Raw genomic sequence first — 23151 nt, 5'->3', positions numbered from 1 at the left:
GGTCATGACCCTCTTCGACGGCATCAGTTCACGCCTCATCGATACGGACCGATTGAGCGTCAACATCCTCGAGCGCGTCGGCGACGACCCCGAGAATTCTGCCGAGAACACGATCGTTTTCATCCATGGCAACGTGTCTTCCAGCTTGTTCTGGCAGGAACTCATGCAGGATCTGCCGAGCGATCTGCGCGTCATCGCGATCGACCTGCGCGGCTTCGGCGGGACGGAAAGCCTGCCGGTCGACGCGACACGGGGGGTCCGCGATTTCAGCGATGATGTCCACGCGACGCTGGAGGCGCTGGGAATCGAGACCGCGCACCTGGTCGGCTGGTCGATGGGCGGCGGAGTCGTCATGCAGTACGCCCTCGATCATCCGGTGCTCTCGCTCACTCTGCAGGCACCCGTCTCGCCCTATGGCTTCGGCGGCACGCGTCGCGACGGCTCCCGGCTGACCGAGGATGACGCCGGATGCGGCGGAGGTGGCGCCAATCCCGACTTCGTGCAGCGGCTCATCGATCGCGACATGACCGATGAGTCCCCCACCTCACCGCGCAGCGTCTTCCGCTCGGGCTATGTCGCGCCGGGCTACGCGAGCGACCATGAAGATGTGTGGGTCGAGTCGATGAACACCACCTCCACCGCGACCGGAAACTATCCCGGTGACGGCGTCGCGAGCGAGAATTGGCCGGGATTCGCAGCCGGCGCGATCGGCGTCCTGAACACGATGGCCCCGCGCTATTTCAACACGTCCGGGCTGATCGACCTGGCCGAGAAGCCGCCGATCCTGTGGGTGCACGGCACCGCCGACGCGATCGTGTCGGATGCTTCGTACTTCGATCTGAACCATCTGGGCGCTGTCGGAATCGTCCCCGGGTGGCCCGGCGCCGATGTCGCGCCCGCCCAGGAGATGGTCGCACAGACCCGCGACGTGCTCGACGCCTACCGCGCGGCCGGCGGCGCCGTCACCGAGGTCAGCCTCGACGGGGTCGGCCACGCGCCGCACCTCGAGCGTCCCGCCGAGGTGCGGCGCGCGCTCCTGGAAGTCATCGGCTACATCGGGCACCCGGCATCCCCGGCGCCACCGACCGAAGCGATCATCCTGAGTTCTTGGGACTGAGTTCCTTCACGCACGTCCGTGCGTGGCGGGCGATGCGCCACCTTCGCTGAAGCTCGGCCGACGGCCGAGGATCTTGCCGATGCCGAGCACGATCCCCACGATCACGAGGCCGAGGGTCAACCCGGCGATCGCCGAGACGATCGTGTCGCCGATCCAGACGATCACGGGCCCCAGCGGTTCGAGCAGGTGCTCCACGCTGTGGACCAGGTCGCCGACGACGTGCACGCCCACCTCATCCAGGTTGGCGAGCACGAGGTGCCCACCGACCCACAGCATCGCGACGGTACCGATGACGCTGATCACGCGGAAGACGACCGGCATCGACCGGACGATGCGCGTGCCGGTGTGGCGCACGCGGACGTCGCGGCTCTTGGCCATCTTGAGGCCGATGTCGTCGATCTTGACGAGCAGGGCGACGGCGCCGTAGACGATCACGGTCATCATCAGGGCGATCACGGCGAGGACCGCGAGGGTCGTCCAGATACCCATGCCGGCGTCGAGACTCGCGAGGGAGATCAGCATGATCTCGGTCGAGAGGATCAGGTCCGTGCGCACGGCACCGAGCACGAGCTTCTTCTCGTCACGGGCACCGTCGTCGGCGTGCCCGTGCGCGAAGCCGAACCACTCGAGCACCTTCTCGGCACCCTCGAAGCAGAGGTAGGCGCCACCGATGATGAGAAGGAACGGGAGGACCCATGGGGCGAACGCCGTCAGCAGCAGCGCGATCGGGATGATGATGAGGAACTTGTTCGCGAGCGATCCGAGAGCGATTTTTCCGACGACGGGAAGCTCGCGCGCCGGCGTGATCCCCTGAACGTATTGGGGGGTGACGGCGGCATCGTCGATGACGACTCCGGCCGTCTTGGCGGATGCCTTGAGCGCTGCGGTGAGGATATCGTCGACGACAGCGAGCAGACCGACCGACATAGGACCCCCTGGGTATCGTGCGGAACGAGTGCGCCCCGGCTTGACAGGTTAGCGGCGCGCGTCGAAGAACGAACGCAGCACGGCGGATGCTTCCTCGGCCCGGACGCCCGCGACCACCTCGGCGCGGACCGGCAGTCGCCGGTCGCGGAGGACGTCGTAGAGCGATCCAGCGGCCCCGGCCTTCTCGTCCCACGCACCGAAGACCACCCGCGTCACGTGTGATTGCAGGATCGCGCCCGCGCACATGACGCACGGCTCGAGGGTCACCACGAGCGTGCACCCCGCGAGGTTCCACGATCCGGATGCGGCCGCCGCCGCACGAAGGGCGACGACCTCGGCGTGCGCCGTCGGGTCCCCGGTGACCTCGCGCAGATTCCGGCCCATGCCGATGACCCCCCCGGTCGCGTCGAGCACGACAGCTCCCACGGGGATGTCGCCCGCTTCCGCCGCCTCCGCCGCGAGAACCAGCGCCTGCTCCATCGCGGCGCTGAGGTGCGGGTCGGTGGGCAGGCTCACGCGCTCAGCGTACGCGGACCGCGTAGGCTGAGCGACATGCGCGTGCACGTGGCTGACCACCCCCTCATCACCCATAAGCTCACCGTGTTGCGCGACAAGCGCACACCGTCTCCGGTGTTCCGGCAGCTCACGGAAGAGCTGGTGACGCTCCTGGCCTACGAGGCGACCCGCAACGTGCGGGTCGAGGACATCGAGATCCAGACCCCGGTCACCACGACGATCGGTGTGCGCATCAGCGAGCCTCGTCCGCTCGTCGTCCCGATCCTTCGCGCCGGACTCGGCATGCTGGACGGAATGGTGAAGCTGCTCCCGACCGCCGAGGTAGGTTTCCTCGGCATGGCTCGCGATGAAGAGACCTTCGAGCCGGTCACCTATGCCGAGCGCTTGCCGGCCGATCTCAGCGATCGGCAGTGCTTCGTCCTGGACCCCATGCTCGCCACCGGCGGGTCGCTCGGCGCCGCGATCGACTTCCTCTTCGCCCGCGGCGCGCAAGACGTCACCGCGATCTGCATCCTCGGCGCCCCGGAGGGCGTCGCGAAGATCCAGGAGCAGGTCGGCGACCGCGATGTCACCCTCGTGCTGGGATCGCTGGATGAGCGCCTGAACGAAAAGGGATACATCGTTCCCGGCCTCGGCGACGCGGGCGATCGCCTCTACGGCACCGCCGAGTAAAGACTCAGGGGCCGTCGAGGGGCGAGGGCGCCCGACGCCCGGTCTCCTGCTCCCAGAACTCGAGTTGCTGGGTGAGGGCTTTCGCCAGCTCGAACACCTGCTGCGGAGGGATCCGGATCCGTTGAACGACCCGTCCGGGGACGACCGTCACGGTCGTGCCCTCGGCATCCACGTCTTCTCGCGGCGGCCGCACCAGCGAGACGAAATCCATCACGAACACGTCCGGCGTATGCCACACATTCGCGAAATCGGCATAGCTGCCGGGGATGGCTTCGGGGGGCAGATCGATTTCGAACTGCCGCGGTGCCTCGTCGACCATGATGTCTCCCCTCGTCGTGGAGGCGAGTCTAGGCCCGAAGGAGCTCTCGGAGAGCGCGCTCGCGGATGCCGGGGACAGCGGTATCGGGCAGGAACGGGCATCCGTCAGCGTCTCATTGCGGCGACGGCACCCGCCCGACGAGCCGGGCGAATGCGCTGAGCCGAGCGACACCCTCGGCGGTCCGCGGGAGGTCGTCGAGGAGCCCCGTGCCGTAGACGACGTAGGCCGTGTGCTCGGCGCGCGAGACGGCGACATTGAGTCGGTTCTGCAGCAGGAGGAAGTCGAGCCCTCGCGGAGCATCCCGCCCGGAAGAGGCCGCCAGGGACACGATCGCCACTGCCGCCTCCTGACCTTGGAATTTGTCGACGGTCCCGACGGGTACCTCGTCGAAGCCGGCGGCGGCGAGCGCCTCTTCGACCAGCACCTGCTGGGCGTTGTAGGGCGTCACGACGATCAGGTCGTTCTCGGTGAGCGCTCTGGGCGCCACGCCGGCGGCCGAAATCCACGAACGCCCGATGAGGTCGCGCACCAGGTCGACGACGACCGCCGCCTCTTCCGGCGACTGGGTGGCGTTGCCGGTATGACCGAGCGCCACCGGGATGACACCGGCATCCACGCCCTCCAGACGCCGTCCCGCCGTCGAGGGGTGCGCGGCGAGCTTTCCCTCGTAGCTGAGCTGGGAGACGGGTTCGGCGACCTCCGGCCGCATCCGCCGGGTCTGTGCCAGGAAGTAGCCGCGATCTTCCGGGATGACAGCGGCACCGTCCATGATCCAGCCGAGTGCCGAGGTGTCGACCGGCTCGGGATGCGTTCCCTGGCTCACTTGCGGCAACTGCTGGGGGTCGCCCAACAGAAGTAGTCGTCGCGCCGAGACCGATACCGCGATCGTCGACGCGAGCGAGAACTGCCCGGCCTCGTCGATCACGAGGAGGTCGAGGCTTCCGCGCGGGACCCGCCCGGCATGGCTGAGGTCCCACGCCGTCCCGCCGATCACGAACCCCTCCGGATGCGCCTCGGCGAAGGCCGCGTAGCCGTTTTTGGCGATCGGCGTGAAGGCGGCAGAGTCGGATGCCGGCCCCTTCGGCGCTTTGCCGACCTGCTCACGGGGAACGCCGGCGACGACGATGCGCTCCAGCATGTTCTCGACGACGGCGTGCGACTGGGCGACGATCCCGACTCTGAACCCCCGCTCGCGCACCAGCTGGGCGACGACGTGCGATCCGACGTAGGTCTTCCCCGTCCCCGGAGGACCCTGCACCGCAAGGTAGCTGTGGTCGAGATCGATGACCGTGCGCGCGATGTCGGCGACGTCGTCACCGGTCCCGCGGTGCAGCGCACCCGTGCCGGTGCGGGGTGCGCGCCGCAGAAGCAGATCGGTGGCGGCATCGGCGGGGAAAGATGGCGACGCGGAGATCACGGCATCCGCCCACTGGTCGATCGCCGTCTGCTGGCTGCCCGCATGGGGGGGCGACGGCGGCGTGAGCGCGATCGGCAGCTCCACCCAGGTGAACCCTTGGATCGAGTTCTCTTCGACGATGACGCCGTCATCGAGCACGTCGACGATCTTGAGGGTTCGGGCTCCGTGGATCCAGCGCGGGCTGGGCTCGAGCGGGAACGGCGTCGGCAGGTCGTAGAGCGCGTACGCCTCCGATCCGACGGTGAGTTTGGTGCCCGGCGCGAGATCGCCGCGCAGTTCCACGACGCGGCGCGCGACACGAGCGCCCTCCGGCAGGTGCCAATCGGTGAGGACGCGGCACCGATCGTGATCGAGCACGACGACATCGCGGGTGTCTTCCCAGATCGACACCGGCTCACGCAGGCGGAGGAAGTGCGTCGCCCAGAACGTCTTGGACTCGCGCGGGTAATAGTCGATCGCGGCCGACCCCAACCGAAGCGCGGCGGCTTCGTGGTCGTCACCGGCCACTGCCGCCAGCCTCCCGAGCGTCTCGGCGCGCGGGGACGGTTCATAGGGGCGCTCGGCAGGATCGGTGTCCGCGGAAGGCACGAGATGCGCTTCGCGCGCACGGTCGACGAGCCAGTCGCGCAGACGCCGCGTCGAGACGCAGTCGTAGCGGTTGTAGTCGGCGAGGTCGTCGAGGATGGCCTGTGAACCCGCGGCATCGCCCGCGTCGAGAAGGTCGCGGGACAGGACGTAGCGGACGATCGAGTCATCACCCTTCTGCACGTCGCTGGTACGCACGTCCGGACCCATGTAGAGCGGCTCGAGCTTCTTGATCGAATACGACCGCGAGCCGACCCGCAGGGCGCGGCGCACCACCGGGTAGAGATCGACGAAGACACCCTCGCGCAGCAGTTGGTCGACATCGCCTTCGCGAACGCCGTAGCGGGCGGCCATCGCGAGCAGGTGCGTCGGCTCGTACGGGGCGTAGTGATAGATGTGCATCGCCGGGTGCGCGCGCCGACGCAGCGCCACAAAATCGAGGAAGTCCTGGAGCGCCTGCTTCTCGTCGGCGAACGAGTGCGCCCACAGCGGCGTGTATTGCTCATCGGTGTCGACCCAGCCGAAGAGATAGTCGATGCCCCACTGGGGTGCGGAGCCTGCGCTCGGCGTCTCGGTGTAGAGCGGATCACCCTCGAAATCGAAAAAGAGGTCACCGCGATCCGGGCGCGGGAGCGCACCGATCGCGCGCGGGAAGACGACCTCGTAGGTGGGCACCGATGGGCCGCCGGGGCCGGAGCCCGTCGGGGCGTCGACACCTCCCGCCGGGCTGGTGAGTTGGAGGGCGGCCTGGGTCCGCAGTCCCGCGAAGGTGTCTCCCGACATGCGGTCGGGAACCTGCCGCGCCGCGGCGAGGTCGTCGATCGTATGGATGCCAGCGGCGCGAAGTCGCTCGCGTTGCACAGGCCGCATGCCCGCGACGAGCAGCAGGTCGCGTTGGGCGACGACCTCGAGGTCGCACGTGGCGCACCGGCCGCACGCGACGACACGCAGACTCCCCCGGTCGTCCCCCCACGCCAGGGGCGCGCCGCCTGCCCCGGCGGCGAGGTCTCGGTCGGCGATGAGGGCGCGCAGACGGTTGCGACGCAGGCCGAACACGGGCAAGAGATCACGGACGGCATGCGTCGACGTGCTGCCGTCACCCAGCAGGAGTTCCACCCGATCCGCGCGGGGGATCTGCAGCCGGTCGAGCTGATCGACATAAGCGGCCAGCTGCATGAGTGCGGTCACGCGCGCGTGCCGGGCGAGCTTCGTGTCTTGGACGACCCAGGGGCGCCCCTCGCCGACGGAGTCGCGCACGAGGAAGTCGGCGAACCCGACGAACTCCTCCGTCGAGAAGGCGGCCTGATAGACGACCTCGACGTGGGGATCGGCGAGCGCTGCCTCGGTGGCCAAGACCGCCGCGCCGAGGGCGTCGACGTCGGAGGAGTGAACGGCGGCGATTTCGACGACGCGACCCGGAAACTGCGCCCGATAGTGCTCGAGCACGCGCACCTCGTGCTGTGTTCCGAGCTTTCCCGCGCGTTCGAGAGTGAGGTCCTGCGGGTCGACGACAGCCGGCACGCGGCCGAGTTTCGCGTCGATCTTCCGAAGCCAGGCGAATTCACACTCCGCTGCGCTCTTCAGGTCGCTCGCGCTCCAGACGATCCGACCTTCGTCTTCGATGTATCGCATGTCACCCTTCCGCGATCGACCCTAGCCGGGGCCCACGACACGCGCCGCGGATCGCCTTCTTGCGCCGGAAGCAGGGCGAACGACGACATCCGGCCCCGACACGAGCGTCTGCGGACGATCCAGCCTGCTTTCGCCACGCTCGACGCTGTCCCTACTGACAGACTGGTGCCGTGAGCGAGAGTCTGCCGTTCGAGAACCCGTACCGTCACGGCTTTGCGCGCGTCGCCGCGTGCACGATCCCGGTCGCGATCGCCGACCCGGCCAGAAACGCCGCCGCGGTGCTCGACGCCGCCCGCGCGGCGCACGCCGACGGCGCGGCGGTCGCGGTGTTCCCCGAGCTCTGCCTGACGGGATACGCGATCGACGACCTTGTCCTCCAGGACCCCGTCTTGGACGCGACGGAAGCCGCCCTGCTCGAGATCGCCGCAGCATCCGTCGACCTCATGCCGGTCCTCGTCGTCGGCGCACCTCTGCGCGTGCGCAATCGGCTCTACAACTGTGCGGTCGTCATCCACCGCGGCGAGGTCATGGGCGTGGTTCCGAAAACCTACCTCCCGACATATCGCGAGTTCTACGAACGTCGCTGGTACGCGTCGGGCCCGGAGTTCGGCGGTCCGGTCCGGCTGGGCGTCGAGGGTGAGGACGGCAGCGTCGAGGCCATGTTCGGCACGAATCTCCTGTTCCGTGCCATCGACGTGCCCGGGCTCGTGCTCGCGGTCGAGATCTGCGAGGACCTGTGGGTGCCGGTTCCGCCGTCGTCGCGCGCGGCGCTGGCCGGCGCGACGGTCATCGTCAATCTGTCGGGCAGTCCGATCACGATCGCGCGCGCCGAGGACCGGCGCTCGCTCGTGCAGTCACAATCGCTTCGCTGTCTCGCGGCATATGCCTACGCCGCCGCGGGCCGGGGCGAATCGACCAACGACGTCTCGTGGGACGGCCAGACGATGATCTACGAGGCGGGCAATCTCCTCGCCGAAACCGAGCGGTTCCCCGACGGCCCACGCACGGCGCTGGCGGACATCGACCTCGACCGACTCCGGCAGGATCGGCTGCGACAGGGGACGTTCGACGACAACCGACTCGCCGAGCTCGACCCGACAGACACCCCGCGCGATGACTTCATCGAGTTCGACTTCACTCTGCAGCCGACGGCGTCCCTCACGGACCTGCGTCGTCCACTCGATCGCTTCCCTTTCGTGCCGGACGACGCCGCACGCCTCGACCAGGATTGCTATGAGGCCTTCAACATCCAGGTCTCCGGCCTCGAGCAGCGGATGCGGGCGATCGGGCAGCCGAAGCCCGTCATCGGGGTGAGCGGGGGACTCGACTCCACTCACGCCCTGCTCGTCGTGGCGCGGGCGATGGATCGGATGGGGCGCCCGCGCAGCGACATCCTCGCGTACACGATGCCCGGATTCGCCACGAGCGACCACACCAAGTCGAACGCGATCGCACTCGCCGAGGCGATCGGAGCGACGATCGAAACGATCGACATCCGCCCGATGGCTGGTGAGCTCCTCAAGGGGATCAAGCATCCGTTCGCCGACGGCGAGCCGGTCTACGACGTGACTTTCGAGAACGTCCAAGCCGGCGCACGCACCGACTTCCTGTTCCGACTGGCCAATCAGAACGGCGGGTTCGTCGTCGGTACATCCGACCTCTCCGAGCTCGCACTCGGCTGGGCGACGTACGGCGTCGGCGACCAGATGAGCCACTACGCGGTCAACGCCGGTGTGCCGAAGACGCTCATCCAGCACCTCATCCGGTGGGTGATCGCGCACTCCGACGACGACACCCTCGCTCCGGAAGCCAAAGTCGTCCTCCAGTCGGTTCTCGACACCGAGATCAGCCCCGAGCTCGTCCCGGCGGGCCAGGACGGCAAGGTGCAGTCGACCGAGGACACGATCGGTCCGTACGCGCTGCATGATTTCGCTCTGTTCCACGTGCTGCGTTACGGTATCCGGCCGTCGAAGATCGTCTTCCTCGCCGAGCAGGCGTGGTCGGATCCGGATGCCGGAGCGTGGCCGCCCGGGTTCCCTGCCGCAGACCGCTACGCCTACGATCGCGAGGAGATCGTGCGGTGGCTGCGGGTGTTCCTGCAGCGGTTCTTCGGGTTCGCACAATTCAAACGCACGGCGATCCCCAACGGTCCGAAGGTGCTGCCGGCCGGGTCTCTGTCACCCCGTGGTGACTGGCGTGCGCCGAGCGACGGCAACCCCGCCGCGTGGCTCGCCGAGTTGGATGCCGCGCTCACAGAGCGCGGCGACTGACTGACGAGCGAGCGTTACACCGTCGGCAGCGTGCCCGATGCGATCGTGATGACCCACCCTTCGCGCGACGCATCGGTGAGGGCGTACTTCATCTTGCGGTCGGGCAGCCAGCCCTTGCGCCGACCGGTGTCGAGCTGGACATGATCGGGCGCGACGCGCACGCCGCGGCCATCCGCTTCGAGGACCGCCTGGACGCACACCCAGTGGTGCAGCAGATCGGGGATGTTGCCCTCGTCGAGCAGATGGGAGTGCTTCTGCATCTGACGGATGTCGGCCGGTTCCGGGTGCATGTCGCGGATGTCGACGCCGAGGGGAAGCCCAGGGTCGCAGATCGCGACGACCGTCGCGGCGCGGTAGCTGGCGGTGACGATCGCGATCGGCAGCTCCTGACCGTCACGCGAAGCGATCAACCGCGTGTGATAACCGAACCCGCGCGGCGCTTCCCGCTCGATCTTGACATCTGTGGTTTCACAGCCGAGCTTGGCGGCGATCAACTCCTTGGCGATGATGCGGCGGCGGTGGTGCACGGTGGTTCCCGGGTCCCACCCCAGGCGCGCGTCGACTCCCGCGGGAGTGTCCAAGAGAATCGTCTGCAGTGCCATATCGCTCCTTCGGATGCGTCGATCTCCCCCATCCTGGCCCACTTCGACCACGAGTGGGACCCGACGTCCCGGGGAAAACCGTCCGCGGGCCAGACTCCCCTGAGACAATGAGGAAGTGAAACTTCTCGTGGCCGCGCTCGCGTCCGAACTCGTCGCCTTTCCCGCTGAGCTGGACGGCTACGACCGCCTGGTGACGGGTCCCGGGAAGCTGCAGGCGGCCTACGCGCTGACACGGCGACTGGATGCCGCCGACTACGACGAGATCCTCGTCGTCGGCACGGCGGGGTCGGTGGTTCCCGGTACCCGCGGGGTGTTCGACGTGACGGCCGCGATCCAGCACGATGTCACCGACATCGACGGCATCGCCGGTCAGCATGTCTCGCTTCCGTCTCGTGTGGTGACCGGCCGCGCCGGCGGGGTGACCATCGCCACCGGTGATCACTTCGTCGACGATGGCGACGCCGTCGCGCACATCCGCGCGCTCGACGCTCTGCTCGTGGACATGGAGACGTACGCGTACATCTGGGTGGCGCAGCAGTTCGGGGTGCCGATCCGGGTGCTCAAAGCCGTGTCGGACGACGCGCAGGGTGATGCGATCACCGACTGGCGCGATGCCGTGGCGGCCTGCAGCGCGGAGCTCTACACGGAAGTACAGCGCCTGTCGGCGACTCGCTGATCGGGCCGCCGCAACCAGCCCCGGGTATCCTCGAAGTCAGCGCCGACCCGCCCGTCGGGGGCGCGACGTACCGTGCGCACGCACAGAACAGAGGATCCGATGTCGACCACTCCGCCGAACACGCCTCCCGAAAACACCCCCGCCGATGACCAGGCCACGGCGGCCTACCCGCCGCCCGCGTATGCCTCGGGCCCGACCGCTCCCGACACCCGCACGAAGCGCATCGCGTGGACCGCGTTGGCGCTCGCCATCGCCGGAGTGGTGGCGGCACTCGTCGGCTTCGTCCCGATTCTGTGGGTCGGCTTCGGCTTCGCACTGCTCGCGGCCCTGCTCTTGCTGGCCGCGTTCGTCTTCTCGCTGATCGGACTCATCGGCAAGCGCAACGGCGGCAAGGGAATCAGCGTCACGGCGCTGATTCTGTCTGTCGTCGGCAGCGTGATCGGATCGTTCGCGCTGATCTTCTCGCTCGTCGTGTTCGGACTTGCCGCATCGGGCACCTCTTCCTCCGAATCCGCTCCCGAGGTCTCGGCCGCTCCGAGCGCCGCCCCGAGCGACGACGGAGCGATCGTGCAGCCGAGCGACGAGGCCACCCCCGCTGCACCGGATGCCGATGCCGAGGCGGCATTTCTCGCGGACGTGCGCCCCAAAGTGAACGAGCTCATGGCGTCGGTGGACGCCACGATCACGCCCGACATCGTGCAGAGTGTCTTCCCCGATGACCAGCTCGTGCTCATGGGTCAGACGCTGCTGATCGCGGGCGAAGGCGGGATCGACGCGATCGTCGACGCGACCGTCGCGCAATCGGGCGACGTCGTCCCAGCGGATGTTCTGCGCCAGCTCTACGAGTCGGTGCTGGAGTCGGCGCAGACCTACCTGCAGTGACGCAACGCACCGGGTCTCCGCACGAGGCCCGGTGTCAGCGTGAAATCGTCGCGTCTTGCCGGATCGTGCTCGGCCCCTGGCCGGCTGCCTCAACCGTGACCTGAGCGGGCAGCTGTTCCTTCATAGCATCGACGTGGCTGATGACCCCGACCGTGCGCCCTCCGGCGCGCAGCTCGTCCAGAGTGCGCATCGCCAACTCGAGCGTCTCGGGGTCGAGCGACCCGAAGCCCTCGTCGACGAACAGGGTGTCGAGCCGGATGCCACCCGCGCGCGACGTGACGACCTCGGCGAGGCCCAGGGCGAGCGCGAGGGACGCGAGGAACGTCTCACCCCCGGACAGGGACTGCGGCGAGCGTAGGCGTCCGGTGTAGGCGTCGAGGACCTCGATCGCGAGCCCCGACGCTCGACCACGGGCTGCGCGCGCATCGGAGTGGTGGAGCGTGTAGCGCCCTGCGGACATTTCCGTGAGTCGCAGATTGGCCGCGGCGACGATCTCTTCGAGTTCGGCGGCCAGGACGAAGGTCTCGAGCTCCATCTTCATGGTGTTCGGCGCCCGCCCGGCAACCGTGTCGGCGAGGCGGGTGATGATCGCCGCTTCGTCGGCGAGCGTCGCGTTGGCGCCGGCCGCCGCGTCGACATCGGCGAGCAGATCCCGCAGCCGCACCATGGCGTTGTGCGCATCGCGCTCGGCACCGATCGCGGCGGCGCGTGCCGCGTCGGCGTCGGATGCCGCTTGTCGCGTCGCGGCCAGATCCATGGGGGGCGTGTCGAGGACGTCGAGCTCCAGGCTCAGCAGCCGCGATCGGACGGTGGCCAGCTCTCCCGCGTGCGCGGCGACCTCTCCGTCCAGGCGGATGCGCTCGTGCTCATCGAGAAGCGCACGCATCACCTCGGCGTCATCGGCGAAGTCCGACGCGGCGATGCGGGTGTCACGATCGGCGAGCGCATCGGTGAGGGTGCGCACGCGCTCGGACAGCGCGTCGCGCGCGGCGACGGCGGATCGCGCCGTGTCGCGTCGTGCGACGGCGTCGGCGACACGCTCGGCGACAGTCGCGAACTCGCCCCGTGCCGCGGCGATCTCGGTGCTCAGGTCGGTGACCGTGCGGACGTTCGCCGCGTGTTCCAGCGCGATCCGGTCTCGGTGTGCGACCTGGTCCGCGCGATCGTTCTGCACGGCCACCCATCGTCGGTCGACGGCTGCCCGCTCGGTTGCCAATTCCGCGGCACGGGCCGCCGCCGCATCGGCGTCACGCATCTCCTCGGCGCACGCGCGGGCCTCGTCTTCGAGTTCCGCGAGTGGACGCCCCCCGGAGCGGACCGCAGCTTCCGCGTGCGCCTCGCGCGCAGACCGCGCTCGATCACCCGCCGCGAGGGCGCACTGGGCCGTGCGATCGCGCTCCGCTTCGGCGGCCGCAAGATCGTCGGCTGTGACGGGTTCGCCCGCGGGGGCAGCCGGACGCGGGTGCGCGGTCGAGCCGCAGACCGCGCACGGCTCACCGTCGACGAGTGCGGCGCCGAGTTCGCCGGCGTATCCCGCGAGACGTCGCTGCAGGAGAACCGTGACCGCTTCCGCAGCGGCCGAGGCGACCGCACTGTCGCGTGCGTAGTCTTCTTCCGCCACGCGCAGGCTCTCCGCAAGACCGGACGCCACCATCGTCGCTTCGATCATCATGGCGAGCGTGGAACGTCGCGCGCGGAGCTCGTCGCCGCGCTGCGCCCGGGGGGACAATGCCGCAATGTCGGCGTCGATGCGCGCGCGCAGGGCAGGGAGTTCCACCAGCTCACCGTCGAGCGCGACGACGGCGTCGGCGATCTGCCGGAGGTCCTCCGCCTGGGCGGACAGAGTGCGCTCTGCCTCGTCGAGCGTGCGTTCCCGCAGCGCGGCCGTCGACCAGAGGGCGAGGTCTCCGGTGAGCTGCTCGATCGCCTCGTCGAGGTCGCCCGCACCGCCGTCCGCCCGCCACGCCGCCTGCGCACGGGCACATGCCTCGACCGCCTCGGCGTGCGCGATCACCGCTCGCTCGGCGGCTTCCACGGTTGCGCGGAGCGTCTCCGCGTGCTGCCCGCGGAGGAGACGCCTGCGGTCGGCATCGATCCGCGGCAGGTCGCTTTCCAGCCGGGTCAGTGCCGCCCGCGCGGCCTCGAGCTCGACGACGGCGGCATCGTGCGCCGTCGCCCCCGCGAGCGCGGCGGCAGCGTCGCGCGCGGCAGCGTCGGCGGTCGCGCGCGTGGTTCGGGCGACGTCGTGTCGGTATTCGGCGCGTCGGAGAGCCAGCGCGGCAGCGTCGCGTCGTCCTGCGACATCGCCCGGTCGGTCGTCGGCGCCGGCCACGTCGTGCGTATCGATCAGCCGCTCCGCGAGGGCGAGAATCGTCGTCACCTGCGCGTCGGCGGCATCGTGCGCCTTCTGCGCGTCGCGACGTCTCTGCTCCAGATCGCTCGTGTACTTCTCGAAGCGGCGCGTGCCGAACAGCGTCCGCAGCAGCGTCTGCCGCTCGTCATTTCCCGCAAGCAAGAACCGGGAGAACTTGTTCTGCGCGAGCAGGATGACCTGCTGAAACTGCTGCGCGTTCAGCCCGATCTCTTCGTCGAGCAGGATGCCGACCTCGCGCGGCTTGGCCGCCCGACCGACCCACACCCCGTCGACGTGCTCTTCGAGTTCCGCACGCGTCGGCTCGGTCGTGAGCCCTCCACCGCGCTTCGCGGGTCGATCGTATTCGGGAGCCCGGGTGACTCGCCACCGCCGATCGCCGACGGTGAACTCGAGTCGCACCTGGGTCGGATCGCCGAGGAAGCAGTGATCGCTGCGCAGACGACGCTCGCCGGTCTCGTAGCGGGGCACGGAGCCGTAGAGCGCGAAGCTGACGCCATCGAGGATGCTCGACTTGCCGGCACCCGTGCGTCCGGTGATGAGGAACACGCCGTCCGCGTCGAACGCACCGAAGTCGACGGTCTGCGTCTCACGGAAGGGCCCGAACCCGGTGAGGTCGAGCCTGTGGAGCTTCACCGCTCGGCCGCCCTCATGTCAGCACCTCGACGCGCACGCGCTCATCGAGGACGTTCCGCAGGATCTCGGCCTCGCGTTCGCTCGCTCCCTCGCCCTCACGGACGTGCTGGAGGAACATGTCGACGAGCTCGGCATCGCTGCGCGCCGCGCGGACGCGCTGGACATAGGTGCGACCATCGTCGACGCGCGCATCGGCGGGAGCATGGGAGACCATGGCGCAGTGCGGAAAACGCTCCTGAAGCCGACGCAGCGGATCACGCTCGGGGAGCGTGTCGGTATAGACAGCGCAGACCCAGGCATCCTCCGCCGCGAGATGCGCGGCGTCGGTCAGCAGGTTCTCGAGGGGACCTCGCAGCGTGACGAGCCGCCGAGGCACCGGAAGCGCGAGCCACTCGACGCGGGAGAGTCCCTCGGCGTTCAGCTCCACGAGCCACGAGCCACGAGGCTTGTCACCCTCGCCGAAGGAGTAATGCACCGGAGCCCCCGCGTAGCGGACGTTCTCCGCGAGCGTCTGGCGCCCGTGGATGTGACCGAGGGCGGCGTAATCGACCCCGTCGAACGCACTGATCGGCACGACGTCGAGACCGCCCTGCTGAATGTCGCGCTCGAGCTGCGGTGTCGCCTCGACCCCGGCCGCGAAACAGTGCGCGATCGCGACCGAGCGTCCGCCCCGACGAGCGAGGTCGTCACGGACGAGGTCCATGGCGTGCGCGAGGACGTCGCGCTGGGCACGCACACCGGGCCACACGTGACGCAGGAGGGCCGGCTCGAGGAAAGGGATGCCGTAGAAGTGCACCGGACCGTACGCATCGTCGACCGTGACCGGCGCCGCGATCGCCGCCGGATCGGTGAGCACCCGGATGCCGCCACGCAGCAGCGCGGCCTGGAACCCGAGTCGGGCTGCGGAATCGTGGTTGCCACTCGTGACGATGACCTGAGCACCGGCGTCGGCGAGCGCGAGAAGAGTGTCCGAGAGGAGCGTGTAGCACGCCGCCGCGGGTGTCGCGGAGTCGAACACGTCACCGGCGACGATCACCACGTCGACCCGCTCTTCGCGCACCTGCGCAGTGAGCGCCTCGAGCACACCCCGCAGCGCATCGAGCGTGGAATGACCGTGGAAAGTCCGCCCGATGTGCCAGTCAGAGGTGTGCAGGATCCGCATGTCCTCCACGCTACGAGGAGCCTCCGACATCGGGTCGCAAGCCGGCGGCGGGTGGCGGCATCCGCCCTCGATGCGGATCAGATCTCGGGCGTGAGGTCGGCCTCGGCGTCCCCGGAGCGTGCGCGCCGCCGGGCGCCGAGGTCGACGACGCCGAGCAAGAAGGCGAGGCCCAGGAAGACTCCGACCGCGACCATCCCGTACGCGTACGCCTGGTGGTAGACGTCGAGCGAATGGGTCTCGGAGTCGTCGCGATAGATCGCGGCGTAGAACAGCGAAAGGGCGACCGCTGTTCCGACGGCCGTGCCGATGCGTTGACCCAACTGCCCGACGGATCCGGCGAGCCCGCCTTCGCGCGTCGGGATGTCGGCGAGGGTCAACGTCTGGTTGGGGGCGACGACCAGCCCGGCGCCGAGACCGGCGACCGCCATGACCGCCGCCATCGCGTACGCGACGATCTCGACGGGAAGCAGGTACGCGACGACCGTCAATGCGGCCGTCGAGAACAGCACGATCCCCAGCCCCCACACCACGAGCGGTCGGCCGAGGCGACTGACCAGGTTTCCGCCGACCCACGCCGACGCGGCGCTGAGGACGGCGAATCCGATCGACACCATGCCCGCGTAGACGGGCTCGAGACCGACACCCAGCTGCAGGAACAGTGTCGTGAGCAGGAACATCGCCGGGATCGCCGTGAAGTACGCCGACACGATCAGGGTGCCGTTGCGGTACGACGAGATCCCGAACAGCGAGAGCGGGATGAGCGGGCTCTTCCCGGCATCCGAATATTGGCGCTCCCACCACACGAATGCCGCGGCGAAGACGGCGAAGAGCGTCAGCGTCCACCATCGGCGCGGGTCGTCGTCGGGCGAGCCCGTCGTGAACAGGAAGGGGAACATCAGCGCGATCACCGTGAGCCCGAAAAGAAGGACACCGACCGGGTCGAGCTGGACTTTTCCCGGCGCGCGCTTCCGGGTCCGCGGGAGCAGAGCGAGGACGCCGACGAGCACCAGGAGGCAGAGCGGCACGTTCATCCAGAAGATGTACCGCCACCCGTCGGTGGGACCGCCGACGGCGATCATCAGGCCGCCGAGGGTCGGCCCGAATGCCGTCGCGATGCCGATCGTCGCGCCGAAAAGTCCGAACGCACGGCCGCGCTCAGCGCCGACGAACAGTTGCTGGATGGTGCCGATGACCTGCGGCATTTGGATGCCGGCGGCCACACCCTGGATGAGTCGGGCGATGAGCAGGACCTCGACGGTCGGCGCGAGAGCGCACACGATGCTGGTGAGCGTGAACAGGCTCAGTCCGATGACGAAGAGGGTTTTGCGGGAGCGCTGGTCCCCCAGCCGGCCGAACGGAACGAGGGCCAGCCCGAAGCACAGGACGTATCCCGAGACGACGAGTTGCAGTTCGGTCGACTGGGCGCCCAGAGCCTTCTCGATCGAGGGCAACGCGACGTTGACCTTCGAGAGATCGAGGATCGTCAGCGCCGCGACCGACACGCACACCCAGAACGCGCGCCAGCGCTGACCGCCGCTGAGCGGGATGCTGGCGGTCTCCGGCGCCGTCACGAGGCGATGCGGGGAGAGTAGCGGCCCGACTTTTCGGCCCGGGCGCGGGCCTTCGCCGCTTCCTCTTCACGGTTCTTCGGCGGCACGGCGGCGACCATGTCCGCCAGAAGGTGCCCCGTGATATGCGCGATCTCGGCGACAGCGTGGTCGAACGCTTCTTGATTGGCGCGCGACGGTTTGGTCGTGCCGGAGATCTTGCGGACGTACTGCAACGCGGCGGCGTGCACCTCATCCTGCGTCGCAGCGGGCTCGAAGTTGTGGAGCGTGTGGATGTTCCGGCACATGCCCTTCACCGTACGCTCAGCGTCGGACTCGAACCAGGGCCTACCCTCGGGTCCATGCCGATAGACCCCTCCGACGCACGCGATGCCGTTGCGGATCTCGCCGAGGCCGCCGACCGGGCGATCGATGAGATCACCGGCCTTCCCACCGACGACGGCGACATCGAGGAGTTCACTTACGCGGGCGCGACCCTGATCGCCGAACGGCGCGGCGACGAGACATCGCGGAGGACCTTCGTTCTCGTTCACGGGATCGGGATGGGGCGCAAGGTCTTCGGCGACCTGGCGCGGAGGCTCCAGGACCACGGCGTCGTGATCGCGATCGATCAGCCCGGGTACGGTATGGCCCCCGAGCCGCCACGCACGCTCACGATGGAGCGGACGGCCGACCTCGTCGCGGCATATGTCCGCCATCTGAATCGCGGGCCGGTGGTCCTCCTCGGGCACTCCATGGGCACTCAGGTCGCGACCGAAGTCGCGGTCCGACATCCGGACACCGTCGCCCATCTGGTCTTGGTGGCGCCGACGGTCGATCGGCGCCACCGGCATGCCCTGAGTCAACTCGCGCGCCTGGCGATGGATCTCATGCGTGAGAGCCCGAAGGTCCTGCTCCTCGGTGCACGCGAGTACTTCCGAGCCGGCCCGAATCTGCGCCGCAAGATGCACGCGATGCTCGTGCATCGTCCGGAGCTGTCCTATCCGCAGATCACGACGGCCGCCCTCGTCGTGCGCGGCGAGCGCGACCGCGTGTCGCCCGCGGAGTGGTGCGCGGAGGTCGCGGCGGCCATTCCGGGCGCGTACGAGGCGGAAGTGCTCGGACACGGCCACGAAACCCTCATCCGGGATGCGGAGCCGGCGGCGCGGGAGATCCTCGACTTCGTCAGCGCGCCGCCTGGTCGTCCGTAAGCAGGTCGGGGTCCGCGTCGACTCCGGAGGCGGCGCTGACCGGATCGATCTCCTCGCGATCGCTGATCTCGATGTCCGGCGCTTCCTCCTGCACCTGCTGTGCAGCATCGGCGCTGCTCTGCTGGGTCTGCCCGTCGGCAGTCTCGGCGCTCGTCCAGCCCCCGGCCGGTTCGGCGTCGACGATGTGATCATCGCTCATGGTGCACTCCTCACGTGTTGTGGTGGTGCAGCCACTGTGGCCCCGGCATCCGACATCTCCGAGGGCCTTGACGCGGTGCGCGACGCCGGGTAACGGATCAGGCGGTGCGGCGCGTGGCGAGGAGTCCGGCGTGGGCGGGGTGCGCATCGAACCACTCGGCGACGTACCAGCACACCGGGCTGACCGTACGGTCGGCGCGCTCCTCGATCTCGGCGACGGCACGGGCGACGACCTCCCCGGCGTATCCGTGTCCGCGGAACGTCGGGATCGTGTACGCCCGCGTGAGCGCGATCGTCTGACCGTCATCGCGGTAGTCGAGGACGCTGACGAGTGCGCCGTCTTTGTGGAGTGTGTACCGCGATGCATCGATCTCGTTCGCGAAAGAGAAGCCACTCATGCCGTCCACGGTACGCCTGCACGCCGACACCCCGGTTCACCTGGAATGAGACTGAGCACTTTGTCACATATCGTCATGCGCATTGAGCGGCAACCGTGCGGTTTGACACATTCCGTCGTCTTTGGTCATAATGACCACATGACTGACATCGCACGCACTCTGTCCGCCCGGGAGGCGAACGGAACGACCGGCACCATGATGCCGGGCGCTGTCATGTGTTGCCGAATGTGTCGCTGACACGGTAATCCCCGTCGGATCGGCCGTCGCTCCCCGCTCTCAGCGCAGGCGAGCACATCGATCCCCGAGTCACCGAAGCTCCCCGCCCACCACGCGGATGCCGGTCGCCTCGCACATCGGTCGCCTCTGAGGCCGAAACCGGAACACACACACGAACCCGCGTCGGGCACCTTGCCCCGGGTTCCACCCCGAAGGAATTCGCCATGTCGAACACCGCTCTCCTCTCCCCGCTCGCCACTGCCCGCCACCTTCACGCCGTCGAGGACATCGTCCCGGCCGCGCGTCCGACCGCTCCGGCTGTGCCGGTCGGGACCGCACCGCGCGGGTTTGCTCTCTATGTCGGAATCGACGAGAACAAGGCGACCGCCGACGGAGTCTCGCTCTCGACACTCGTCGAGGCTCTGCGCCGCACGCTCGCCGAACTCGCTCCGCACGCCGAGACCTACGCGACGGTCGCTCTCGCTCCCGCAACCGCGGGTGGGCGCGACGTCGATGTCGTGCGCCTCGCCCTGCACGAGCCGAGCGCCGTCGCGCGGACGAAGGCCGACGTGCCCGACGAGGACCACGTGCCCGGGGGCGTCACGATCGACATCTCCCGCCGCCGTGTGCACATCGACGGCGCGAGCGCTGCGCTGACGTTCAAGGAGTTCGAGCTGCTGCAGTACCTCGTTCTGCGCGAGGGCCGGACGATCGAGCGCACCGAGCTGGTGTCGTCCCTGTGGAGCCATGCCGATGGCGATGAGGCTCCCGGCGAGCGCACGATCGACGTGCACGTGCGCCGCTTGCGCTCGAAGCTCGGCCGCTACGAGGACATCGTCCGCACGGTCCGCGGCATCGGCTATCGCTTCGACCGGCATGCCGATGTCGTCATCCGCTTCGGACACGGCACGCCCTCGCCCGACCGCTTCTGACTCCGGCCTTCGGCCCCACCGAATGTCGGGGGGCGCGGCGTAGGGTGGCCGCATGACGACACGGGAGCGGATGCCGGCGCTCCGCGCGCCTGGCTCGAACCAGGAGCGCCCGCTCGAAACCGAGTATCGCCCGCGCACGCCGATCGATGCCGCCCGTGCGGTCCGCTATCAGCAGCGCGGCGCGCACGATCCCGCGCAGCTGCAGAGCGGCGGCGTCATCTGGCGCGCGACGCGAACTCCCGAGGGGATCGCCACGCTCGCCATCCGCGTCGAGCGTGGACGTGTCCGGGGAGCTGCCTGGGGGCCCGGCGCCGACTGGGCACTCGGCCAATTGCCCGCGCTCTGCGGCGATCTCGATGACCCGAGCGGGTTCGAAGCACACCGGCATCCGCTCATCGCCGACGCCCACCACCGCTACCCCGGGCTCCGGATCGGACGCACCGACCTGGTCTTCGACGCCCTCGTGAGCGCGATCTTCGAGCAGAAGGTCACCGGGCTGCAGGCGTTCGGCGCCTGGCGCATGATCCTCGCGTGGTGTGGCGAGCGCGCGCCCGGCCCGACACCAGGGCCGATGTTCGCGCCACCCGCGGACTGGCACGCGGTGCCGAGCTGGACGTGGCATCGCGCAGGGCTCGAGCCCCCGCAGTCGCGCACGATCGTGGCGGTCGCCGCGCGCCGCGCCTCGATCGAGAAAGCGATGGCCCCCGCCCTCACCGGCGACGCGAGAGAAGTGATCCTGACGAGCCTGCGCGGCATCGGCGCCTGGACGAGCGCCGAAACCCGCATCCGTGCGTTCGGCGATCCGGATGCCGTGAGCGTCGGCGACTACCACCTCGCCCACCAGGTGGGTTTCGCCCTCACGGGCCAGCGCGTCGACGACGACGGGATGCAGGAACTCCTTGCCCCGTGGGCCGGTCATCGTCAGCGCGTCATCCGCCTACTCGGACTCGCCGGTCCCCGCGAACCGCGCCGCGGCGCACGGCTGAGCCCGGAAGATCATCGGGATCGCTGACGCTCATCTTGTGGATGTCCGACCCCGGCGAGACACTGAGCGCATCAGTCCCACTCGGAAGGAATCGACCATGGCGCTCACGCTCAATCCGTACATCAACCTCCGCGGCGATGCGCGCGCGGCGCTGGAGTTCTACCAGTCCGTTCTCGGCGGCGAGCTGGACATCAGCGAGTTCGCGAGCTTTCCCGACATGGCTGGTCCCGACGAAGGACATCTCGTCATGCACGGCCAGCTGACGACCGCCGATGGTCTCGTGCTGATGATCGCCGACGTTCCGAGCGCCATGCCCTACGCGCCGCCGACAGGCATCAGCGTGTCGATCAGCGGCGATGAGGCCGACCGCCTGAAGGGGATCTGGGATGCCCTCAGCACGGACGGCACCGTGACCGCACCGTATGAGACTCCGCCGTGGGGCGGCACCTTCGGCATGGTCCAGGATCGCTTCGGTATCGACTGGATGGTGATGTTCAACGCGGCCGAATGAGGGGCCTTAGGCTGGCGGGATGGCGCATAACGGTTGGCCCAGGGGTCGTATCGGATGGATCGTGGGGACCGTCGTCCTGCTCGGTGCCGGTGTGCTGGTGGGATTGATCCTCGAGAACGTCTGGCTCGGCCTCACGATCGCCGTGATCGTCTCGATCGGTTGGCTGATGGCCTACGAATCCTGGCGCGGACGCACCCCGAACGACGATGACCCGTGGGACGACGGCGCGCAGATCTGACGCGCACCGCCGCCGGATCCCCTACGCCGGTGCGTCTTCGTCCTCTTCAGGGTTGAAGTTCGACGCCTCATCCGTGTGCCCCGCCGCGACGCCGTCCGCGTCGGGCGGGATGGTGCCGTCCTGTCCGAGACCGCCCGGCTTCTCGGTCGCTTCGGTGTCGTCGCTGTCGATCGCGTTGTCGTCGTGCGTCATGATGCCCTCCTCCGCGCGACCGTCGTGGTCGCCTGTGGCGAACCTACGGTGCGCCCCGCGGGCGGTCGAGGGGATTGACCTTCGCGACGTCACGACGTAGGGCGGTCACATCTCTTCGTGCGTGTCCGGGTCGCCGTCCCAGAGCCGTCCCCGCTCCAGGCCGGAGAGTGCGGTGAGGTCGGCATCCGTCAGCGTGAAGCCGAAGACATCGGCGTTCTCGATCTGACGCGCGGGATCGGCCGACTTCGGGATCGGTGTCGATCCGAGCTGGGTGTGCCAGCGCAACACCGCCTGCGTCGGCGTGACTGCGTGCGCGGCGGCGATGTCGGTGACGACCTGCTCGGTCAGCAGTTCGCTGCGACGAGCGAGCGGGCTCCAGCTCTCCGTCCGGATGCCGTGCGCCTCGTGGAACGCGCGAAGCGCGGTCTGTGGGAAGTAGGGGTGCAACTCGACCTGGTTCACGGCCGGGGTGACCCCGGTTTCATCGATGAGACGGCTCAGCATGGCCGGCGTGAAGTTGGAGACACCCACCGACCCGACGACGCCATCTGCCTGTAGCGCGATCATGGCGCGGAACGTTTCCACGTAGCGGTTCACGCTCGGGTTCGGCCAGTGGATCAGGTAGAGATCGATCCGGTCGAGCCCCAGACGCTGCAACGACCCGTGTGCGCTGCGGATGGTCTCGTCGTAGCCGTGGTCGCGGCCCGGCACCTTCGTCGTGATGATCAGTTCATCGCGAATCCCACTGCGACGGGCAGCTTCGCCGACCTCGGCTTCGTTCTCGTAGTTGACCGCACTGTCCAGCAGTCGATAGCCGCTGTCCACCGCGGCAGCGATGGCGGCGGTGCCGTCCGCGCCCCGCAGATTGTAGGTACCGAAACCGAGTTCGGGGAAGTGCGTGCCGTCGCTCAGTGCGACCGTGGGAATCGTGACCATGGC

General features: G+C 68.8%; 23 protein-coding genes. 10 read left to right on the top strand and 13 right to left on the bottom strand.

Features of this window, described 5'->3' with window-relative positions:
* Positions 1 to 4: 4 nt before the first annotated feature.
* Entirely contained in the window at positions 5 to 1117 is a 1113-nt protein-coding gene (locus N4R40_RS12780; protein WP_261607764.1) for an alpha/beta hydrolase, read from the top strand.
* A gap of 6 nt (positions 1118 to 1123) precedes the next feature.
* Here N4R40_RS12780 and N4R40_RS12775 read toward each other — a convergent pair whose 3' ends face one another.
* Both N4R40_RS12775 and N4R40_RS12770 read right to left on the bottom strand, forming a co-directional pair.
* Positions 1124 to 2044, bottom strand: coding sequence for a DUF808 domain-containing protein (locus N4R40_RS12775; protein ID WP_261607763.1), 921 nt, complete (start codon positions 2042 to 2044; stop codon positions 1124 to 1126).
* Between the two features lie 48 nt (positions 2045 to 2092).
* Positions 2093 to 2524, bottom strand: coding sequence for a nucleoside deaminase (locus N4R40_RS12770; RefSeq protein WP_261607806.1), 432 nt, complete (start codon positions 2522 to 2524; stop codon positions 2093 to 2095).
* Positions 2525 to 2596: 72 nt separating this feature from the next.
* Between N4R40_RS12770 and upp the strand changes: the two genes are divergently transcribed.
* Positions 2597 to 3232, top strand: coding sequence for a uracil phosphoribosyltransferase (upp, locus tag N4R40_RS12765; RefSeq protein ID WP_261607762.1), 636 nt, complete (start codon positions 2597 to 2599; stop codon positions 3230 to 3232).
* Positions 3233 to 3236: 4 nt separating this feature from the next.
* Here the strand turns inward: upp and N4R40_RS12760 are convergent, their stop codons facing one another.
* A complete protein-coding gene (locus N4R40_RS12760) occupies positions 3237 to 3551 on the bottom strand; it encodes a DUF3467 domain-containing protein (RefSeq protein ID WP_261607761.1) in 315 nt (104 codons plus the stop codon).
* 112 nt (positions 3552 to 3663) lie between these two features.
* Positions 3664 to 7185, bottom strand: coding sequence for a TM0106 family RecB-like putative nuclease (locus N4R40_RS12755; protein WP_261607760.1), 3522 nt, complete (start codon positions 7183 to 7185; stop codon positions 3664 to 3666).
* A gap of 170 nt (positions 7186 to 7355) precedes the next feature.
* Between N4R40_RS12755 and N4R40_RS12750 the strand changes: the two genes are divergently transcribed.
* The gene (locus N4R40_RS12750) at positions 7356 to 9455 is read left to right on the top strand and encodes an NAD(+) synthase (RefSeq protein WP_261607759.1); all 2100 of its coding nucleotides are present in this window, start codon (positions 7356 to 7358) and stop codon (positions 9453 to 9455) included.
* Positions 9456 to 9469: 14 nt separating this feature from the next.
* Here the strand turns inward: N4R40_RS12750 and N4R40_RS12745 are convergent, their stop codons facing one another.
* Entirely contained in the window at positions 9470 to 10057 is a 588-nt protein-coding gene (locus N4R40_RS12745) for a hypothetical protein (RefSeq protein ID WP_261607758.1), read from the bottom strand.
* A 115-nt stretch (positions 10058 to 10172) separates the two neighbouring features.
* On the opposite strand from N4R40_RS12745, the gene N4R40_RS12740 reads away from it, so the two are divergent.
* Both N4R40_RS12740 and N4R40_RS12735 read left to right on the top strand, forming a co-directional pair.
* Positions 10173 to 10733 (top strand): nucleosidase, encoded by a 561-nt coding sequence (locus tag N4R40_RS12740; protein ID WP_261607757.1) that lies wholly within the window; start codon positions 10173 to 10175, stop codon positions 10731 to 10733.
* A 99-nt stretch (positions 10734 to 10832) separates the two neighbouring features.
* A complete protein-coding gene (locus N4R40_RS12735) occupies positions 10833 to 11615 on the top strand; it encodes a hypothetical protein (protein WP_261607756.1) in 783 nt (260 codons plus the stop codon).
* Positions 11616 to 11649: 34 nt separating this feature from the next.
* Here the strand turns inward: N4R40_RS12735 and N4R40_RS12730 are convergent, their stop codons facing one another.
* From N4R40_RS12730 to N4R40_RS12715, 4 genes are all read right to left on the bottom strand, one after another.
* Entirely contained in the window at positions 11650 to 14622 is a 2973-nt protein-coding gene (locus N4R40_RS12730; protein WP_261607755.1) for an AAA family ATPase, read from the bottom strand.
* Positions 14623 to 14635: 13 nt separating this feature from the next.
* The gene (locus tag N4R40_RS12725) at positions 14636 to 15784 is read right to left on the bottom strand and encodes an exonuclease SbcCD subunit D (RefSeq protein WP_261607754.1); all 1149 of its coding nucleotides are present in this window, start codon (positions 15782 to 15784) and stop codon (positions 14636 to 14638) included.
* A 77-nt stretch (positions 15785 to 15861) separates the two neighbouring features.
* Positions 15862 to 17355, bottom strand: coding sequence for an MFS transporter (locus N4R40_RS12720; protein WP_261607753.1), 1494 nt, complete (start codon positions 17353 to 17355; stop codon positions 15862 to 15864).
* Positions 17352 to 17639: a DUF2277 domain-containing protein gene (locus N4R40_RS12715; RefSeq protein ID WP_261607752.1), complete on the bottom strand. Its 288-nt coding sequence runs from the start codon at positions 17637 to 17639 to the stop codon at positions 17352 to 17354. Before N4R40_RS12715 ends, N4R40_RS12720 begins: the two co-directional genes overlap by 4 nt.
* A 54-nt stretch (positions 17640 to 17693) precedes the next feature.
* On the opposite strand from N4R40_RS12715, the gene N4R40_RS12710 reads away from it, so the two are divergent.
* Entirely contained in the window at positions 17694 to 18542 is an 849-nt protein-coding gene (locus N4R40_RS12710) for an alpha/beta fold hydrolase (RefSeq protein WP_261607751.1), read from the top strand.
* Here the strand turns inward: N4R40_RS12710 and N4R40_RS12705 are convergent.
* The gene (locus tag N4R40_RS12705) at positions 18517 to 18741 is read right to left on the bottom strand and encodes a hypothetical protein (RefSeq protein WP_261607750.1); all 225 of its coding nucleotides are present in this window, start codon (positions 18739 to 18741) and stop codon (positions 18517 to 18519) included. The genes N4R40_RS12710 and N4R40_RS12705 overlap by 26 nt on opposite strands.
* A gap of 97 nt (positions 18742 to 18838) precedes the next feature.
* A complete protein-coding gene (locus tag N4R40_RS12700; RefSeq protein WP_261607749.1) occupies positions 18839 to 19138 on the bottom strand; it encodes a GNAT family N-acetyltransferase in 300 nt (99 codons plus the stop codon).
* A gap of 440 nt (positions 19139 to 19578) precedes the next feature.
* On the opposite strand from N4R40_RS12700, the gene N4R40_RS12695 reads away from it, so the two are divergent.
* From N4R40_RS12695 to N4R40_RS12680, 4 genes are all read left to right on the top strand, one after another.
* On the top strand, positions 19579 to 20286 hold the full coding sequence (locus N4R40_RS12695; protein WP_261607748.1) for a winged helix-turn-helix domain-containing protein: 708 nt from the start codon (positions 19579 to 19581) through the stop codon (positions 20284 to 20286).
* Positions 20287 to 20338: 52 nt separating this feature from the next.
* A complete protein-coding gene (locus tag N4R40_RS12690) occupies positions 20339 to 21298 on the top strand; it encodes a DNA-3-methyladenine glycosylase family protein (RefSeq protein WP_261607747.1) in 960 nt (319 codons plus the stop codon).
* Positions 21299 to 21368: 70 nt separating this feature from the next.
* Positions 21369 to 21782, top strand: coding sequence for a VOC family protein (locus N4R40_RS12685; protein WP_261607746.1), 414 nt, complete (start codon positions 21369 to 21371; stop codon positions 21780 to 21782).
* Positions 21783 to 21801: 19 nt separating this feature from the next.
* Positions 21802 to 22020 (top strand): hypothetical protein, encoded by a 219-nt coding sequence (locus N4R40_RS12680; protein ID WP_261607745.1) that lies wholly within the window; start codon positions 21802 to 21804, stop codon positions 22018 to 22020.
* A 21-nt stretch (positions 22021 to 22041) separates the two neighbouring features.
* On the opposite strand, the gene N4R40_RS12675 is transcribed toward N4R40_RS12680, so the two are convergent.
* Positions 22042 to 22212 (bottom strand): hypothetical protein, encoded by a 171-nt coding sequence (locus N4R40_RS12675; RefSeq protein ID WP_261607744.1) that lies wholly within the window; start codon positions 22210 to 22212, stop codon positions 22042 to 22044.
* Between the two features lie 105 nt (positions 22213 to 22317).
* Positions 22318 to 23148 carry an aldo/keto reductase gene (locus tag N4R40_RS12670; RefSeq protein ID WP_261607743.1) on the bottom strand — a complete coding sequence of 277 codons (831 nt, stop codon included), beginning with the start codon at positions 23146 to 23148 and terminating at the stop codon, positions 22318 to 22320.
* Between the last annotated feature and the right edge of the window lie 3 nt (positions 23149 to 23151).

Origin of the sequence: Microbacterium memoriense (assembly GCF_025398275.1) — a bacterium.
Taxonomy (GTDB): domain Bacteria; phylum Actinomycetota; class Actinomycetes; order Actinomycetales; family Microbacteriaceae; genus Microbacterium; species Microbacterium memoriense.
Note: the sequence above shows the minus strand (reverse complement) of the source record. Positions and strands in the feature narration are given on the sequence as shown.

Bases quoted from the DNA above. Each gene is read 5' to 3' on its own strand.
- N4R40_RS12780 (WP_261607764.1), top strand. From the start codon at position 5: ATGACCCTCTTCGACGGCATCAGTTCACGCCTCATCGATACGGACCGA.
- N4R40_RS12775 (WP_261607763.1), bottom strand. From the start codon at position 2,044: ATGTCGGTCGGTCTGCTCGCTGTCGTCGACGATATCCTCACCGCAGCG.
- N4R40_RS12770 (WP_261607806.1), bottom strand. From the start codon at position 2,524: ATGGAGCAGGCGCTGGTTCTCGCGGCGGAGGCGGCGGAAGCGGGCGAC.
- upp (WP_261607762.1), top strand. From the start codon at position 2,597: ATGCGCGTGCACGTGGCTGACCACCCCCTCATCACCCATAAGCTCACC.
- N4R40_RS12760 (WP_261607761.1), bottom strand. From the start codon at position 3,551: ATGGTCGACGAGGCACCGCGGCAGTTCGAAATCGATCTGCCCCCCGAA.
- N4R40_RS12755 (WP_261607760.1), bottom strand. From the start codon at position 7,185: ATGCGATACATCGAAGACGAAGGTCGGATCGTCTGGAGCGCGAGCGAC.
- N4R40_RS12745 (WP_261607758.1), bottom strand. From the start codon at position 10,057: ATGGCACTGCAGACGATTCTCTTGGACACTCCCGCGGGAGTCGACGCG.
- N4R40_RS12735 (WP_261607756.1), top strand. From the start codon at position 10,833: ATGTCGACCACTCCGCCGAACACGCCTCCCGAAAACACCCCCGCCGAT.
- N4R40_RS12725 (WP_261607754.1), bottom strand. From the start codon at position 15,784: ATGCGGATCCTGCACACCTCTGACTGGCACATCGGGCGGACTTTCCAC.
- N4R40_RS12715 (WP_261607752.1), bottom strand. From the start codon at position 17,639: ATGTGCCGGAACATCCACACGCTCCACAACTTCGAGCCCGCTGCGACG.
- N4R40_RS12710 (WP_261607751.1), top strand. From the start codon at position 17,694: ATGCCGATAGACCCCTCCGACGCACGCGATGCCGTTGCGGATCTCGCC.
- N4R40_RS12705 (WP_261607750.1), bottom strand. From the start codon at position 18,741: ATGAGCGATGATCACATCGTCGACGCCGAACCGGCCGGGGGCTGGACG.
- N4R40_RS12700 (WP_261607749.1), bottom strand. From the start codon at position 19,138: ATGAGTGGCTTCTCTTTCGCGAACGAGATCGATGCATCGCGGTACACA.
- N4R40_RS12695 (WP_261607748.1), top strand. From the start codon at position 19,579: ATGTCGAACACCGCTCTCCTCTCCCCGCTCGCCACTGCCCGCCACCTT.
- N4R40_RS12690 (WP_261607747.1), top strand. From the start codon at position 20,339: ATGACGACACGGGAGCGGATGCCGGCGCTCCGCGCGCCTGGCTCGAAC.
- N4R40_RS12685 (WP_261607746.1), top strand. From the start codon at position 21,369: ATGGCGCTCACGCTCAATCCGTACATCAACCTCCGCGGCGATGCGCGC.
- N4R40_RS12680 (WP_261607745.1), top strand. From the start codon at position 21,802: ATGGCGCATAACGGTTGGCCCAGGGGTCGTATCGGATGGATCGTGGGG.
- N4R40_RS12675 (WP_261607744.1), bottom strand. From the start codon at position 22,212: ATGACGCACGACGACAACGCGATCGACAGCGACGACACCGAAGCGACC.
- N4R40_RS12670 (WP_261607743.1), bottom strand. From the start codon at position 23,148: ATGGTCACGATTCCCACGGTCGCACTGAGCGACGGCACGCACTTCCCC.